Origin of the sequence: Micromonospora sp. NPDC047134 (genome assembly GCF_040643455.1) — a bacterium.
Taxonomy (GTDB): domain Bacteria; phylum Actinomycetota; class Actinomycetes; order Mycobacteriales; family Micromonosporaceae; genus Micromonospora.
The window spans coordinates 354307-370667 of sequence record NZ_JBEYUI010000003.1 but is presented as its reverse complement, the minus strand read 5'-3'; the positions used below and the strand labels follow the sequence as shown (position 1 = coordinate 370667).

The window sequence follows — 16361 nt, the reverse complement described above, 5'->3', positions numbered from 1 at the left end:
ATCCGACCAACGGCACGGAGTCGCCGCGGTACCTCAACTACATAGAGTTGCGCAAGCTTCTCACTGCGTTGTCGGTGGGTTACGGTCGTGTCTGTCTCTGGTGGAGCTTCGGAGGACGTATGGCGCGACGTAAGGGCCTGATTGCTCAGATGCTCGACGCCCGCAAGCAGGCCAAGAAGTTGCAGGCGCAAGCAGAGGCACGCTGGCACCGTGAGCTGATTGCCGAGCAAAAGCGTCAGGAAGCGGAGGCGCGCCGGGAGGCAAAGCAAGCGGAGGCTGCGGCGAAGAAAGCCGAGGCAGCGCGCTTAAGGCATCAATTGCAGGAGAAACGTCTCGCCGACCAGGCGGCGGCGAAGGCAGCCCGGGAAGCTGTCCAGCGCGAACGCACCGAGGAGCGACGCCGAGCTGCTGATGCCCGTACAAAGGCGCAGGAGGAGTCCGCCGTGAAGCGCCTGGCGGAGCGGGAGGCGCACGCCCGCAAGATCGCAGAGGCCGAATTTCGGACCGATGCCATCAGTACGAAGGTTGCCGAGTACGGCCAGCTGCTGGCCCGGAGAAACAGGCGAGCCAGCGAGTATGCCCTAGAACTTGCGGCGGCCCTGTCGAACGGCGGACCACCCGCGTTTGTTGAGCGCCTGCAACACGTACTCGCCCAGTCCCGATACCCGGAGGGCCTGACAGGCAAGGCTGCCGCTCACTACGACCCTGCCTCCAGAGAACTGCTGATCGAGTACGAACTGCCGCTCCGGGATGTCGTGCCAACCATCGTTGCCTACCGTTACACAACGGGGAAGGGCATGGTTGCCGTCCCGCGCAAGGAACCCGAGACTAAGAAGCTCTACGGCGACCTCCTTGCGCGGCTAACATTGCGCACCATATCCGAAGCTTTTGAGGCAACGCCTTCGGAACTCGTAACCGGCATCGTCTTCAACGGCTACGCCACAACCAAGGACAAAGCGACTGGCCGCGCCATTCGGCCGCTGCTGATGAGCGTAGGTGCGGAGCGGGACAAGTTCGCCATGGTGCAGCTCGATGAGCCAGAGTTGGATCCAGTGCTGTGTCTTCGCAGTCACCTGAACGCCATTGTTTCCCCACATCCGTACGACCTGGAAGGCGTCCGGCCAGTAGTGTCCTTCGACCTCTCGAAGTACAAGTTCGTTGACGAGATGGACGTCGTTGCTGGCCTGGATAGCCGGACGGATCTACTTACGCTCTCTCCCGGAGAGTTCGAGCACCTTATCCGTCGACTATTCGAGAGCATTGGAATGAAGTCCTGGGTGACGCAGGCGTCCAAAGACGAAGGCGTCGACGGTGTCGCTGTCAACGAAGATCCAATCGTGGGCGGGCTTTGCATCATCCAGGCTAAGCGGTACAGCAAAATCGTCGGCCTTGAAGCTGTACACGCACTTGCCGGAGTGATGGATCACAAGCGAGCCGCCAAAGGTGTGTTAGTCACTACATCGTGGGTGGGCAAGGCGAGCCGCGACTTCGCCGCCGCAAATGGCCGCATCGAAATCATCGAGGGCCGCAACCTTAAGCACATGTTGAAAGAACACCTCGGCCTGGACGTCCTTATCGGCCTGGAGAGGATTCCGCCAGGCTGGGACAGGGCAGACCTGGCATAACTCCGATCTTCATCCGGACCGGACGCAAAACTTTCGCTTGTACAAGAACGGGACGACGAGGTGGGGCGGACCTGCCATTGCTGTGCCGAAGGCACGGACGAGCGGCAGAGCTTGCCCACCGTCGTCGCTGTGCGCTTGGCCGCTGCTGCCAGGACCTGCCGTCCCGACCAGCGTCACGCACCTGCGGACCCGTGCTCCGGACGCTGCTGTCCAGGCGATCAACGAGGGGCTGATCAGCCGAAACTTCGCATCCCTGGTCAAGCTGCCATCGGTTCGGAAGCGCAGGCGGAAGGCGTGGACGAGCGACGAGGCGCGGCGCTTCCTGGAGTCGGCTCGCGCCGAAGACGATCCGCTCTACGCCGCGTACGTCTTGGTCCTGGTGCCCGGGCTGCGCAAGGGCGAGATGTTGGGGCTCACTTGGGCGGACGTCGACCTAGAGGGGGAGTTGACTATCGATCGGCAGCTTCAGCGGGTCGGTGCCGAGTTGCTGCACCAGGAGACGAAAGACGGCTGCTTCGGACGCCACGTTGCCGCTGCCGGACACTTGCACCGTGGCGCTTGGCCGCCCCCCGTGACGCGCTCAACGCGCTGGACCGGTGAACTACCTACTGCTGTACCGGCCCTGATCGCGGCGTTCAGAAGCTCGGTCAGGGCCGCTGACATGCGGGAGAGTGGGCCGGAGGTACCACCATGCGAACCGCACCGCCACGATCGCCGGTGACCCGCTACCGCTGACTTTGCCCAGCTCACGGGCACCGGGCGGCGCCGGATGAACCCGGCCCGACCGCCCAAACCGCCGGTGCGATTCGCCGACGCGGAAGAGATCAACCCGTTCCAACTCCTTCTCGATCTTCATGACCACACCGTCGGTCGGACGCCGGAATCCGGACTCGATGACGTCCTGGCGGAGCTGGCGTTGTCCGCCGCGGTGGTGTCCTGGTGGACTCGCTGGCAACCCTCAATGATCCACGCCGCCCTGTGGGCGGGCGCGGATCTAACGGACGTCGCGGAAGCTACCGGTCTCGACGCGAGCGACGTTGTCCGGCGGTGGCGGCGATGGGCTGATGTCCAGACGCGGCTGGACATAGGCGGACGCCTGTCCGTGGATCCCGTCGAGGTCCGGGCGATCGAGCAACGGCTTGGGCCGGGGGTGGTTCGATGACGCCGACCCGGCTCGCTCGAGACGTGAGTACGGTGGCGGTGGCCGGGATTGCTGCCTGGTCGTCGTGGAGTCACATGGTCGCCGTGGCGTTGAGGTTCGGTGAGCGTCCCGAGGTCGCCTACGTACTTCCGCTGTCGGTCGACGGGATGTTGGTCGTCGCTTCGGCGGCCATGGTCGAGGACAAACGCGCCGGTCGGAGGGTGCGCTGGTCAGCCCGGACGGCGTTCGCGGTCGGGGTAGCGGCGAGTGTGGCGGCGAACATCGCCGCCGCCGAGCCGAGCCTCGGCGCGCGGATCGTGGCGGCATGGCCGGCGGTGGCGCTGCTGCTGGTCGTGGAAATGCTGACGAGAGCGCAGCCGGCCTCGGGCAACGACCACCGAGCTTCAGACACCGCCCAGCCGCCTGTCTCTGACGCTGCGTCTGCGTCGCCACTGGTGTCGCTTCCGTTGGAGGTTGTGACCGAGATGAAGGAGGCGCAGCTGGCTGGGGCCGCCGACGGTCCGGCGACGAGCCAGGTGTCGGCGCCCCTCCGACGGCGAACCTCACGACGCAAGCGGGTGACGGGACACGCGGAGCGGACAGCAGACGTTGTAGCCCGGCTGCGGGCCGAGCGTCCGCAGGCCAGCCCGGCCGAGCTGGCTCTGGCCGCCGGCGTGTCCGAACGTCATGTCCGACGCCTTATGGCGGAGAAGCCCCCACCGAATGCCAGCGGCGGGTAAAGCTCTACCGCGCCACCAGCTGACTGGTGTACGACCCGAGCCAGCCGTAGATACCGCAACCGCCGACGCCGTGGCTCAGCGATTACCCTCGGGGCCGTCAGTTCGTCTGTCCGGTCGGTAGGTGCCGGCCGATGTAGCCGACATAGATCCGTCCGCTCTGCGCCGTGTCGTCGTAGTAGTGCATGCGGGGGCTGATCATCGCGAACTGAACGATCTTGAAGTGTGCACCCATGAAAATCCTGCCCGTTTGAACAACGGAGGCTGGTACGGGGAGAAGTCGCCTCCTCCGGAACGCCGGGTTGGTTCGGACCTCCTCGCTCTCGTCACGGGCGTGTCGTCGCGTCGGCCACTCGTGGCAGCCATCTGGAGTGTTCTCCAGGAAGCCATGCACGTCTCGAGCCCAGCGCCCGTCTGCCTTCGCAGCTGCGTAGTCCTGGAGCACCAACATCGCGTCCCAGGTCTTCGAAGCCCAGGCGCCCAGGGGGTCGTTGCTGTCGAGTTCCTCAGCGCAGTCAGGATCGCCCGTGAACACGACGTGCTGGAGTCTTGGCAGCCAACGGAGCAACTCGCCGAAGCTGTCCGGCCGGGAGACGTCCGCTTCCGATGGCTGTGCTGTCCAGGCCACCTCTGCTTGCCCCATAGAGGCGAGCCGGTGGCGCAGCGTCCGTTCAGTTTCTGCGGCCCGGGTCAGGCGTTCAACCGCGTCCCGGTTCTCGATCTGCTCATCATCCAGCTGCCATTTGACGTCGTGATACGCCTTCTGTGTCTCATCGAGTTCGGCCTGGAGTTGCGCGAATCGGGATGCGATGTCTTTCTGCGCCTCCTGCGATGACCGACCGACCTCGATCAGACGCACGATCTCGTCGATCCGGTCGACGGTCAGGTCATCGACCCCTACCTTGATCTTCAGGTAGTCCAGCAACATGCCTTGCTGCGCGCTGGCGTCATCTTGTCGGCGATCACTTTCTCGCGTCTCGACGGCCGCCGCCTTGGGTTGCGACGGAACGAGCGATGGCCGCTTCGAACTGACGTCGCCGAGTCGGTGCACCAACATGTCGTCGGCGATGCGTTCCAGCATCCGGTGTACCCGCGCCACCGATGCGGGTAGCGGCTGTTCCAGAGCCTGAAGTTGGGCGTTGGAGGCGAGGACCCGCGCGAGCCGGGGCTGTTCGTTGTCGTCGGCGATCCGTTCGGCGCTCAGCACCCGGTGCCGCAGCCCGTCGACGACGGAGTCCGGTTGCACCTGAGAGCGGTAGGTACGAAGCCGGCCGGGCAGTACGGCGTGGGCCTGGCCGAGCCGGTCGTTGAGCAACTGTGTGGCCTCCCCGTCCAGCACGTAGCACGAGGCCATGCCGATGGTGAACCGCGTCAGGTTGGCGATCCGGTTAGTCCATGGGACTGAAGGCAGCGAGTCGTCGTTGCCGGCGACGAAGACGACACCTCGTCTTTCGGTGTCGATGAGGGCTCGGTGGACCTCCTCGACTTCGTCGCCGCGGATGACGATTGGTCGCGTTGTGAGGCGTGCGGCACCGTCCCAGGCATCGATGATTTCGAGCATGGGCGCGAGAAAGCGGGGTGTGCCTGCGAGGCGGGGGCGGCTGCGTGGGTCCTCGCTGTCGGGGTCGGGGGATTCGATGTCGATCCAGGCCCATGCCGCCCGCTCTCTCGCGTTGGGCGAGTGTACGGTCAGTTGGATGATCCACTGCCCGTCCGGCTTCGTTTCGGCGATCCGTACGCGCGTTGACGTCGATCCATCCTGCCCCTCGTGCTGCAGTAGGAGGGCCCTGACGTTGTCGCCGATGGTCGCCCACCGATTCTCCTGAAGCGCGGACGGATCCCAGCCCTTGGGGCCCGCGATCCAACGGTCGAGTTGTTCCCGTACCAGTGGCTGCAGATGGTTCCGTTCGCGGTGGGTCGTGAACACAGACCTGAAACCGAGCATTGCGCCGTCCCGAGGGGTTATAGGCGAGAGGGCTGCGCCGAACGCGTCGCCACACTCGCTCGATGCGGCCCCGCTGACCTCCGTCTGCTACTCCAGCACCTGGTCTTGGTTCGGAAGCTGGAGTAGCAGCGGCGGTGTCGAGGTCGGCATCTGGACAAGGAGAGGTCAATCCGCTTGCTTGCTGGTCACCGAGATGAGCTGTTGATCATGGTGTGGATTCCAGGTCGTTGAGGAGCGCGTGTACAGGTGCCCAGCACATCCGCACCGTGTCCAGGTCGGGCACGAGCCCGTAATCGATCTGGTGGCGGGGGTGGACGAAGTTGCGGTAGTCCCGGACCTTCTCCATGAAGTCCTTGGCGTCGGTCTGGACCCACTTCTGTTGGTGCGCGTACTCAAGGAGCAGGTGAAGGCCCGCTCGTTCGGCCCGAACCCGTCGGCCGTTCCGGTCGACCAGGCCGCTCCTGCGGACGGTCTCGTCGCGGTCAGTCACCACGAAGTGCAGCAGGCCTTCGACGAAGCTGCCGATGCCGATGATCGCCAGTGCGTAGGCTCCGTTGTTCTGGCAGATCGACGCTTCGTCGGCGCGCGCCATGAGGATGTCGACCGCCTTGCTGTTGGGGGACAGTCGTCGCACCCGCTCGTGGAGGTCCGGCGGCGGTCCGTACAGGGGAACGTCGCTGCTCTGGCTGATCTGACCGAGCACGGGGCGCCCGCCGACGTAGGTGATGGTGAGCTGCTCGGGAGCCAGGATGCGGTTCAGTTCTTGCGTGATCGGGTCGGCGGCCTCGACGCCGCCGTCGTACTCCAGCGGATCACCGATGCGACAGAGCAGCCGGTCGAGGGCGGCGGCATCGTCGGCATGGGAATTGAGTACTTCTGTCAGCCAGGGGATCCGCGGAGAGCCGTCGTACTGCGGATCGCCAGGCCACCGGACCCGGTGCAGGAACCGCTCGACCTGCGTGCCGGTCCGTTCGTAGGGACCATCGACGTCGCAGATCAGGCGGGCGACGCGTTCCAGGGTCAGCGGGTCGAGGGCAATCATCGGGATACCTCCCGGTCGGCGCGCTGCTGCACGATGTCGAGTGCTTCGGTCAGGCGCTGGAGGATGATTGAGCCCCGCTTGCGGAAGCCGAGTTCGCTCATGGCCTCTTGGAGGCGCTCATCTCGATCACGCTGGAGCTGGTCGCTCACCAGCCAGGTGCAGATCTGTACCAGCTGTTCCCGCGTGTAGTCGGTGATCCGGAGACCGATCGGCACGTCGGGCCGGGGGCCACGGCGGGTCGCTGGCGGCGTCGGTTGCTGAGCGGGCCGGCGTGCCGGCGGTACGGGGTAGCTCCTCGCGGCGTGGTTGGCGCGGTCGACCGCCTGCTTCCAGCGGGCCACGAGCCGGGCTGTCTGGCCCGCCGGATCTACGTACCAGTCGGTCGACCAGATGCGGTGGAACTCCCACCCGAGACGCTCAAGGTGCTGCTGGCGTAGCCGGTCCCGGTCACGGGCGCTGCGTGCCTGGTGATACGAGTGACCGTCGGTCTCCACAGCGAGGACCATGCGGCCGGGCTGGTCTGGGTGGGCGAGGGCCAGGTCGATGCGGTAGCCGGAGACGCCCCACTGCGGCACGGCGTTGATGCCCTGCTGCTGGAGAGCCTTTAGGACGCTGCGCTCGAGGCCGTTGAGCTCGACCCCAGTATGCTGTCGCGCGCCCAGGTCGCCGCCGAGGTCGACGAACTCGAGGTAGCGGCGGAGCAGTTCGGGTCCGCGGTTCCGAGTCGCCGCGGTCTGGTTCGGGTCCATGTCGTGGTGGGAGAAGGCGCTCACCACGGTCATCCGACTCCGCGCTCGGGTGACCGCGACGTTGAGGCGCCGCTCACCGCCCTCCTGGTTGAGCGGTCCGAAGCGCAGCGGAAGTCGACCGTCTTTGGTCTTGGCATAGCCGATACTCAGGATGATGGCGTCCCGCTCGTCGCCCTGGACATTCTCCAGGCTCTTGATGAAGAACCGCTGGCTCGCGGCCCGGTCCTGAGAGAAGAAGTCGTCGAGGTGCTCATGCTCTCGGCGTCGGCTGCGCAGGGTCGCTTCGATCCGCAGGGCGTGCTTCTGGCCCATGGTGATGACGCCAAGGCTCTCGTTCGGTCGCTGCTCGGCGTGCTCGAGAATCAGCTCGACCGTCCGGTTGACCTCCTCCGTTGACGAGCCGCTCTGCCCGGGGGCGACACGGCCGTCCACCGTCTCCAAACGCAGCGGGCTGTCGACCTGCACGCCAGGGAACGTGACGAGGGACCGGTTGTAGATCTCGACGTTCGAGAACGCGATCAGACGCTCGTCTCGGCTGCGGTAGTGCCATGTCAAGCGGTACCGGTCCGAAATGAGCCCACCGAGGACGTCAAGAACGGACTCGTAGTCCTCAAGGCTCTCGTCGCCGAGATCATCGTCTTCGCCAGCCGGGCTCTGCTGAACGAGGCGCCGGAAGAACGGCGTGGGTGGGAGCTGCTTCGGGTCACCGGCCACGACGAGCTGGGTGCCACGCATGATCGAGGCGACAGCATCGTGCGGCTCGATCTGGCTCGCCTCATCGAAGATCACCACGTCGAACGACCGCTCGGGCGGCAGGATACGGCTGACCACCAGTGGTGACATGGCCCAGCACGGGAATGCGGCGAGGAGCACCTCCGGTGCGCTGCTGAGCAGCTTCCGCAGAGAGAGGTGCCGGCTCTTCTTGGCCGCCTCCCGCCGGACGAGGCCATTCTGGTCGGGATGGGCGTCTCGGGCCTTCCGCAGGTTCACTGCCACGTTGCGGCGCACGTGCCGGGCGGCCATTTCGATGTGCCGGCTGTCCGCAGCGCGGAAGTCCTGGACCACCGCGGCATGCTGCTGCCCGACGAACTGACCGAGGTACGGGACCCGCATGCGCATCTCGTCGAGGACCACCTGCAACCAGGACCGCAACAGCGTGTCGACTGCCTCGTCGCTCGAGACCTGCCGGTGGGCCAGGTCATCGAGCATGTGTTTTAGCCCCAAGGAGCGGAACATCTGCTGCTGTTTGTTCAGGTCGGGCATCAGGAACAACGTCTCGCGGTCGGCGTTCAACTCGGCGAGCGTATTGGCCGCGGTGGCGGTGGGCCCACGCTCAAGACCGTCGATCCGGGCACATGCCGCCACAGCGGCGAGGTGATTACGCACCTCCGTGAAGGACGACATGCACAGGTCGGCGCCCGCCAGAGCAGTTGGTGCGCTGTCCTGACGGCTGAGCTTCCGCCACCGCTCACGCTGGCCCGCCGCGGCGACCAAGCCCTGATACATCTCGGATCGGCTCTTGGGAGGTGCCGGACAGGTTCGCCGCAGCTCGCGGCGCAGTTGGAACCGGCGGAAGATCCCGAGCGGCTCCGAGCGGCGCGGCCGGGATCGCCCTGGTGCTGTCGCATAGACGAAGTCGTCCAGATCCGGGCCGAAGACCTGCTCACCGTAGCTGGCGATGGTGCGGTCGACCTCGCTGATCAGGTCGAACAGATCCTTCCACGCAGCGAGGTCGTCGGGTACGTCCAGCCCCGCGCGGTCGACCAAGTCCCGGATCTGGCACTGTGCGCCCTGCAGGGCACCGGCCGCGAGTTCGTCGAGATGCACCAGCACCTTGCCGACATCGTCTGAGTTGCGGATGGCGGCCTTCGCCCACGGCGACTCTCCGCGCCAGATCCTCAGGCCACCTCGATCCACGAACGTCCGAAGGTCTTCCCGCGCGGACTCAAGCCTCGACCGGTCAAGGTTCCGCAGCTCGGACGCGCGCAGGTTGTAGCCGCTGACGTCGAGAGCCGGAAGCGCGAGGAGCTGCTCGATGACCTGAAACGCGCTCACCCCCCAGGGCTGCCGTACCTCGTGCAGCTCGGCCGGGTGCCGTTTCGCCGCGGCCCGGCGGCTGTGCAGGCGGCGGTGCAGTTCGTCCGTGTCGACGGGTGGTTCGGCGCCAGCTTGAGTGAGGACATTGGCGATGCGCTGGGCGACCTGTCGCTTGCTGATCTTGCGGTCGTGCAGGTCGAACACCAGGTTGTCGAGCCCGACGTCGCCAAGGCGATTCATCACTGCTTCGATGGCAGCCCGCTTCTCGGAGACGAACAGCACGCTACGACCCATCGCGGCCATGTACGCGATGATGTTCGCGATCGTCTGGCTCTTACCCGTGCCGGGCGGGCCCTCGATGACCACATGCCGGCCGGACAGCACCGCGTCGATCGCCGACTGCTGGGAGGAGTCCGCGTCGTGGACCAGGAACTCCTTGGCCGGATCGATCTGATCGGCACTGGAGCTGGACCCTTGCGCTTGCGCAGTGCGCAGCTGTTGCCGAGCGTCGCGGTCGCCCGCCATTGCGCCGATCACTGGGTGTGATGCGAGCAGCTCGGCCGAGTTGCGCAGGTCCTCGACCATGGGGAGCTTGTCGAAGCTGAAGACGCCGGCAACCACCGCGGGCTCGAGCCGGAGAGACAGGCCGCTGGGAGCGACTGCCTTGGCGATCAGCTCGTAAGCGGCTCTGAGCTGCTGGTCCGGGTCAGCGATCTCGGACAGCATCGCGCTCAGCTTCTCGCCGAGGACGCTGATATCCGTCTCCACGCCGTACTGCCGCTCCAGCGCGTACAGGAGGACCGGGTTGATCTCGGGTGACTCCGACAGCTCCAGCGTGAAGTCGTTCTCGGTCGCCGTCCTGCTGTCCAGCGCAAGCTGATGGAGAATCAGCGGCGCCCGCAGCGGTTGCATCGGCACGGACCCCCGGGTGTACTGGCCGACCATGCAGAGCAGGCCGCGGGTCACCCAACCGGCCTGGATGCCCTGCTCCTCCTCCAGCTCGACCAGCTTCCGGCGGAGGCCGCGGGCAGTGTTGCAGGCCGTGTTGTGCCGGTCCTGTTCCGGGAACAGCGTCCGTAGGCGAACTTTCTGTCCCTGGAGCAGATCGGCGACCGCGCCTGGAGCCGCCTCGGCGAGATCGAGAGTGGTGGTCTGTCGCTCCTTGAAGTAGAGCAGCGTGTTGCGCGGGCCGAAGTCGATCAGTTGGTCTGCCCACCGGCCGGCGGCCTGTTGGACGAGGTGGAGTACATCCGGTTGGGTCAACAGCATCTCGTCTCCAAGTCAGTCGACGTACACCAGTGCTGATCCGCCGGGCCGTCGGCCCGAGGCAAAGCCCTCCAGGATAGGGCGCAAGACACGTTCATCTATGCATCAGATTTCCGACACCGACGTCATCGGAGGGACCCCACTCAGCAACCTTCACTTTCCTGCCTCAGTACCGCCGCGCCTTGTCAGCACATCGAGCAGGCCGAGATGTTGCAGTGCCGGGGTGCAGCTTGACGTGGCTGAAGGCCAACTCGAACAGGTGCTACGCGGCGCGGGAGAGGCCGTAGCGGGAGGTCCTCGCCAGGATTTGATCTTCGATTTATCGATGGAGAAGGTCAGGCTCAGCGGGAGACGGCGACCGGCGGCTTCGGCGACTCCTGCGCACGGAGAAAGTTGGTGGCATCGACGGTGGCACTGACCAGGGCGCACGTCGTCGCGGTGAGGGCGAGCCAGAACGTCACGCTGCTCTTCCAGTCCTCGGCGATCTTCACGGTCACCATCTCGGTCACCTCGGTCACCTCGCTGGACCGGCTCCGCCGGTTGCTCGGGTCAGGCTGACGACGCCAGCCGAAGCGGGCGAAGAACTTGGCCCAGGTGTGGTTCGACCGGCCGCAGCCGAAGATCACCCCGTTGACCTTCCGTCCGCACCGGCCGCCCTTCTGGGTGGTCACGCCGCACGTCGTCGGCGCCTTCACGGCGAGCAGCCAGGCCGGGATGGCGATCGCGATCGACGCCGACCAGGCGAGGCTGATGAGGTCGAGCGTGATGAGGTAGTAGACGACGCCGACGATGGCCAGCGCTTCAACGCCGAGGATCAGCATGGCCTGATCTCGCTTCAGCATGTGGGGGCCTCCGAGTGGTCAAGGAGCGCGATGAGGTCGAGAAGCTCGGCGCGGAGCCGGGTCAGCTCGGCTGCGGTGACGCCGAGTTCGTAGTGGTGGTGGTGACCGGCGCGGGACAGCGCCCACCACAGGTAGCTGGCCCGGCGCCCAAGGTCGGGGCCGGCGTAGTGGGCGAGCAGCAGCAGCTTCGGCCGCTGCACCCGGGTCCGTCCGATCTCGGGGCAGACGCGAGCCCAGTACCGGTCCATCGCTGCTTCCAGTTCGTGGCGAAGCAGCCACGCGCACGCACGGGGCCAGGCTCCCCGGGTGCCTCGGATGACGCTGCTGAGCATCCGGTCGGCGGTGGCGAGGTACAGGGACGTCGTCATCGCAACCGCCCCACGAGCGCAGCGGTATTGGCGACCATCGCCCGGACGGGCATGCTCCGGTGGCCGTGGACCGCATCCGCCACCGCTTTGACCGTCCGGGTGGCCTGCGTGCCGTAGTCACGGTCGAGACGAGCGAAGAGCTCCGGTCGGGGTACGAGGCGGCCGAAGAGCCCGAGGCTGAGCCGGTCCTTGACGGTGTGCGCCCGGCTGAGCCCTTCCTGGATCTGCTGGTAGGGCGTGCCGCGCCGATGCTCGGCGGCCCGGTAGCGATCCATACTCACCGACTCGATCGCGGACCGGCAGAACCCGGCGACCATCAGGTACTTTGCCTCGTCCGCGATGTCCGCGGCGACCAGGGCGCGGGCATCGTCGAGGTAGCGGTCCGCCGGGTCGCAGACCTTGCGGACCTCGACGATCGAGCCCTCGCGGCGGGTGACCTCCCGGACGTCGGCCTCGATGTCGAGACGGCGGATCGCTTCCGGCAGCCGGTCGTCGTGAGTGAACACGATGACCTGTCGGGTCAGGGCGACCTCCCGCAACACCTCGGCCAAGCCGTCGATCTTGGTGGGGTCCATGCTCTGCACCGGGTCGTCGATGATCACGAACCTGTACGGGCTGGTTTCGGCGCAGGCACGGGGCAGGAAGACCGCGAGGCCGAGGGCGTGCAGCTCACCCTGGCTCATTACCGCGAGCGCGCTGGTCTCGACGCCGTCGGCGGCTACGGGGAACAGGACCCGGCGGGTGTTGTTCACCCCTTCCATCCGCAGCCGGCGCAGCTCGACGTTGCTTTCCTGCCGCAGCTTCTGCCAGATCCGGTCCGACTGCGCGGCGAAGCTGCCCAGTCGGTCGGCACGGATCGCCTTCTCGGCGGTGTCGAGAGCCGCACGAGCCTTGGTGAGCAGAGCCAGGGCCGGCGCCTCGGCGCGGACCATGGCCGCGGCGTCGACCCACCGGCGGATCGCTGCCCCGGGCTCGCGCCAGGCGTCGTGACGCTGGGCGAGCCAGCCGGCCACCGCCTTCACGAGGGTGGTGTGCGCCGCGACGACACTCTCCCAGGAGACCCGATTGGGGCCGAGGCCGGCGAGAGCTTCGCGCATCGCCGCGCTCTCGCCGGGGATGTTGGGCGCCAGCGTGGCAGCGGCCGGTTCCAGCAGCCGGTGGATGTCGCCGAGCAGCCCATCGACCGTGCGCCGGGCGTGCGCGTGAGCCTGCTGGGCCGCGCGTGCCGCCGCAGCGACCGCCGCCATCGTGGCGAGTTCCTCCTCGGCCCGCGTACGCCAGTCCTGGTCCAGGGTCCCGACGCGGCACACCGGGCAAGGGCCGTTCCCACGATCGTGGTGCACGTCGAGCGCGGCCCGCAGCAGCCGAGCGCTCCGATCCGCGGCGCCGCTGTCGGTCGCGGTCGCCTCACGCATCGCCGCCGCGGACTCGGCGAGGGCAACCAGCGCCCCACCGAGGTCGGGCAAGTCCTGCTCGGCGAGCCGCCGGGCGGCTGCCGCTGCAGGTTCCTCCGACGTGGCGGTGTCGCCACAGGCGAGGTCGGCCAGCAGGGTCAGGTTTGCGCGGAGCGGACGGGCACCGAGCGCGCTCAGGGCCTCGCGGGCACGGTCGTCGTCGATCTGGCCGAGCTGTTCGCGCAGCTCGGTGAAGGCCGCCTTCAGCGCCTTGGCCCGGTCGTCGTAGACCTTGCGCCGCTGCTGCAGCCGGGCATCGGTATCGCGCAGCGGGCCCAGACCGAGGATCGGCGCGATCGCGTCGTACAGCTCGGTCGGCTTCGCGGTGATGACCCGTTCGAGGTCGCGGGCGGACAGGAACGGCCGAAACCTAGCGGCCTGACCGATCCACTGCGGCACCTGACCGGGCGGCATCGCGGCGCCGCCCGTGGTCGTGGTGACCGTCGCGGAGGTCAGATCGGTGGCCCCGGCTGGCCAGGTGCGGTGGGTCGTCACCTGCTGGCCGGAGTCGAGGCGAAGGCTGAGGCGGATCTCCGATGCACCGTCGTGGTGCAGGTTCCGCCAGCCCTCGCGGAAGGCCGGCGGGCGCTGCGCCCAGCGAAGGGAGTCCTCGGTCAGCGCGTACTCGACGGCCTCGGCGATGCTGGACTTCCCGGAGCCGTTGCGGCCCACGAACACGGTCAATCCGGTCTTGGGCAGCCGGCCGACCGTGACCTGCTGACCGATCCCGCGGAAGCCGGCAACCCGGACTTCTTCCAGGAATGCCTGCGGCCCGGCGTCGCCCGTCTCACCCGGTTCGGGCGACGCCGGAAGGGCCTCACCTCGCAGTACGGCATCGAGAACCTGCTCACCGTGGAAGGCGGCAAGAACCAGGTCGCTGACCGGGCCGGGCACCTGAGACCGCTGAAGGCGGTCGGTGAGTTCCTGGTAGAGCGTGAGCGTGTCGTTCATCAGACCCCCTGATGTCGTTGGCGCATCGAGGGAACCGCAGATTGGTCGCTTACACTGCCCTACACACTGTTATCCCGGGATAACAGATTTGCGGTCGTCTTTGAACTTCACGACTCGTACCGTGACCGCCAGAGCGAGGAGGTGAGCCATGGAGGCGGAGTTGATGTCGCAGCGCGAGATCGCGCAGCTCGCGCGGGTCAGCAAGCCTGCGGTCACCACTTGGCGCCGGCGGCACTCGGACTTCCCTGCACACGTGCCGGGCAACCACGGCCAACCTCTCTTTCCTGCAGACGCTGTCGTGGCGTGGCTACTCCGGACCGGGCTCGGCCATGCCGACCCGGATACCCTGCGCGCCGAGCGGTCCATGCACACGCTCGCGGTGTATGCCCGGCGGCACGGCGGCCGACGCACGATCGTCGTCCTCGGCGCCGCGCTCTGCCTCCGCCACCTCACCGGCCGGGCGCTGCCCGCCGATCCTCTGCCGCTGGCTCGCCGCCTCGATCCCGAAGACGAGTTTCTGCTGCACGAGCTGGCCGACGCCCCTGAACCAGCCGGGCTCGCCCAACTGGTCGAGCAACTGATCGAGGGAGCCTTCGACCCCTGGCGCAGCTGTCAGTTCCTGCTCAGCTCCGCCAACCGCCTCGGCTGGCCCGAGCTGACAGCGGATGCACTCACCCCAGAGACGGTGGCCTTGATCCGTCGGGTGGCCGACGTGCCGACCCGGCTGCGAAGCCACCGCGCCCTGACCATCGCCGACGGCAACGCGGGCGCAGGCGACCTATTGACAGCGCTGTTAAGCGACCAGGACCGCGACAATCTACGAGTCAACGCGGTCGTCGCCGACGAGGAACTCGCCCGCCTGGTGCGCCGGCAGTTACTCCTCGCCGAGTTGCCCGAGTTCCAGTTCGACGTGCGCGCCGATGAGCTGAACGACGAGTTCGCCGAACCGGACCTCATCGTCACCAGGCTCCCGTACCAACCGGCGGAGAGTCGAGACGCTCTCGCCGACCTCAACCGGGTCGAAGCGATCGCCGATCTGCTCGGTCCGGGCCGCACGGCCATCGTCGTCGGTCCTGCCAGCAGCCTCGTCAACCAACTACGAGACGGGCCAGCGGCGTTGCGCCGGTCGGCGCTGCTGAGCAGCGGCATCGTCGAGGCAGTTGTGCAACTGCCGGGCGGCGTCTACCCGGCCAGGCCAGGTCATCCCGCTGCCCTGTGGCTGCTGACCCGGGACCCGATCCCCGCCACCAAGGGCCGCGTGCTACTCGCCGACCTCAGCGGTCACGCGCTTGACCACACCACTGTCGAGTCAGTGGCCGAGGACATCCTCCTGTGGCGCGCCGAGGGGCACCGCAGCGACGGCCACGACCCTCGGACCGGCCGAATCGTCCCGCTGGAGAGCCTCGACCTGCGTCGGGCTGCCGCGCTCCGGCCGCCCGGACCAGCGTCAGTTACCCTCCGCGCCCGCCTGGCCGCCGACCGCCCCGCACTCGTCGGCGAGGTCGAGGGGCGTCTCACCGATGCTGAGCAAGAGGCCGTCCGGTACGGGAAGGAGAATGGCTTCCTGAACACCGGAGCGGTGCATCGCGAGGGAATCAGGCCGAAGGAGCTTTCTTGCGAGGCGCTACGAACGGCTCGTCGGGTCCGCTTCCTCACCGGGCACCGCCTGAACCCCGAGCATGTCGGCCCGCGGGGTCACCATCGGGTCATCGGCGCGGCAGAGGTACTCGCCCAGTCATCCGGGCGTTGGATGGACCGGCTCACCCTCGCCGCGCAGTACCCACAGGTCGCCCTCACCGAACCTGGTGACGTCGTGGTCACCAGCGTTCCTCGATTCGGCGTCCTCCTCGACGACGACGGCTTTTCGGTGATCGAGTTCCCCGCAAGCGGCCTGCGCATCTCATCTGGCGACCCGCTCACCCCCCGAGTGCTGGCGGCACTCCTGGGCACCGCCCGCAACATGGCACGCAGCCCTCGTGCGGTGCGGGGCCCGCGACTGCGGGACGCCACGATCCCCGACCTTGCTCAGGACGAGGCTGCCCGCCTGGACGAGGTGCTGCGCCGTCTGGAAGATCGCGAGCATCTGCTGCAGCGGCAGGCCGACCTCTTGGCGAGGTTGCGCGAACTCGTCGTGACCGGGTTCGCCGACGGCACCCTCACGACTTTATACGGTACGAACTCCTGAACGAGAGAACGGAACACAC

Annotated in this window: 10 protein-coding genes; 4 read left to right on the top strand and 6 right to left on the bottom strand. The window is 67.2% G+C overall.

Annotation, left to right across the window (positions count from 1 at the left end; genetic code table 11):
* The first annotated feature begins 119 nt into the window (after positions 1-119).
* The 3 genes from ABZ795_RS06880 to ABZ795_RS06870 all read left to right on the top strand — a co-directional run bounded on the left by ABZ795_RS06880 (position 120) and on the right by ABZ795_RS06870 (position 3506).
* The gene (locus tag ABZ795_RS06880; RefSeq protein ID WP_357529536.1) at positions 120-1625 is read left to right on the top strand and encodes a restriction endonuclease; all 1506 of its coding nucleotides are present in this window, start codon (positions 120-122) and stop codon (positions 1623-1625) included.
* Positions 1626-2394: 769 nt separating this feature from the next.
* A complete protein-coding gene (locus ABZ795_RS06875) occupies positions 2395-2787 on the top strand; it encodes a hypothetical protein (RefSeq protein WP_357529534.1) in 393 nt (130 codons plus the stop codon).
* Positions 2784-3506, top strand: coding sequence for a DUF2637 domain-containing protein (locus ABZ795_RS06870; RefSeq protein ID WP_357529532.1), 723 nt, complete (start codon positions 2784-2786; stop codon positions 3504-3506). Before ABZ795_RS06875 ends, ABZ795_RS06870 begins: the two co-directional genes overlap by 4 nt.
* Positions 3507-3603: 97 nt before the next feature.
* Here the strand turns inward: ABZ795_RS06870 and ABZ795_RS06865 are convergent, their stop codons facing one another.
* From ABZ795_RS06865 to ABZ795_RS06840, 6 genes are all read right to left on the bottom strand, one after another.
* Complete coding sequence (locus ABZ795_RS06865; RefSeq protein ID WP_357529531.1) at positions 3604-5430, bottom strand: hypothetical protein; 1827 nt, start codon at positions 5428-5430, stop codon at positions 3604-3606.
* A 223-nt stretch (positions 5431-5653) separates the two neighbouring features.
* The gene (locus tag ABZ795_RS06860) at positions 5654-6490 is read right to left on the bottom strand and encodes a hypothetical protein (RefSeq protein ID WP_357529529.1); all 837 of its coding nucleotides are present in this window, start codon (positions 6488-6490) and stop codon (positions 5654-5656) included.
* Positions 6487-10545 carry an AAA domain-containing protein gene (locus ABZ795_RS06855; RefSeq protein ID WP_357529527.1) on the bottom strand — a complete coding sequence of 1353 codons (4059 nt, stop codon included), beginning with the start codon at positions 10543-10545 and terminating at the stop codon, positions 6487-6489. The genes ABZ795_RS06860 and ABZ795_RS06855 overlap by 4 nt, the downstream gene beginning before the upstream one ends.
* A 338-nt stretch (positions 10546-10883) precedes the next feature.
* The gene (locus ABZ795_RS06850) at positions 10884-11363 is read right to left on the bottom strand and encodes a hypothetical protein (protein ID WP_357529525.1); all 480 of its coding nucleotides are present in this window, start codon (positions 11361-11363) and stop codon (positions 10884-10886) included.
* A 14-nt stretch (positions 11364-11377) separates the two neighbouring features.
* Positions 11378-11752: a hypothetical protein gene (locus ABZ795_RS06845; protein WP_357529523.1), complete on the bottom strand. Its 375-nt coding sequence runs from the start codon at positions 11750-11752 to the stop codon at positions 11378-11380.
* Positions 11749-14157, bottom strand: coding sequence for an AAA family ATPase (locus ABZ795_RS06840; RefSeq protein ID WP_357529522.1), 2409 nt, complete (start codon positions 14155-14157; stop codon positions 11749-11751). Before ABZ795_RS06840 ends, ABZ795_RS06845 begins: the two co-directional genes overlap by 4 nt.
* Before the next feature lie 148 nt (positions 14158-14305).
* On the opposite strand from ABZ795_RS06840, the gene ABZ795_RS06835 reads away from it, so the two are divergent.
* Positions 14306-16342 carry an SAM-dependent DNA methyltransferase gene (locus ABZ795_RS06835; protein WP_357529520.1) on the top strand — a complete coding sequence of 679 codons (2037 nt, stop codon included), beginning with the start codon at positions 14306-14308 and terminating at the stop codon, positions 16340-16342.
* The last annotated feature ends 19 nt before the right edge of the window (positions 16343-16361 follow it).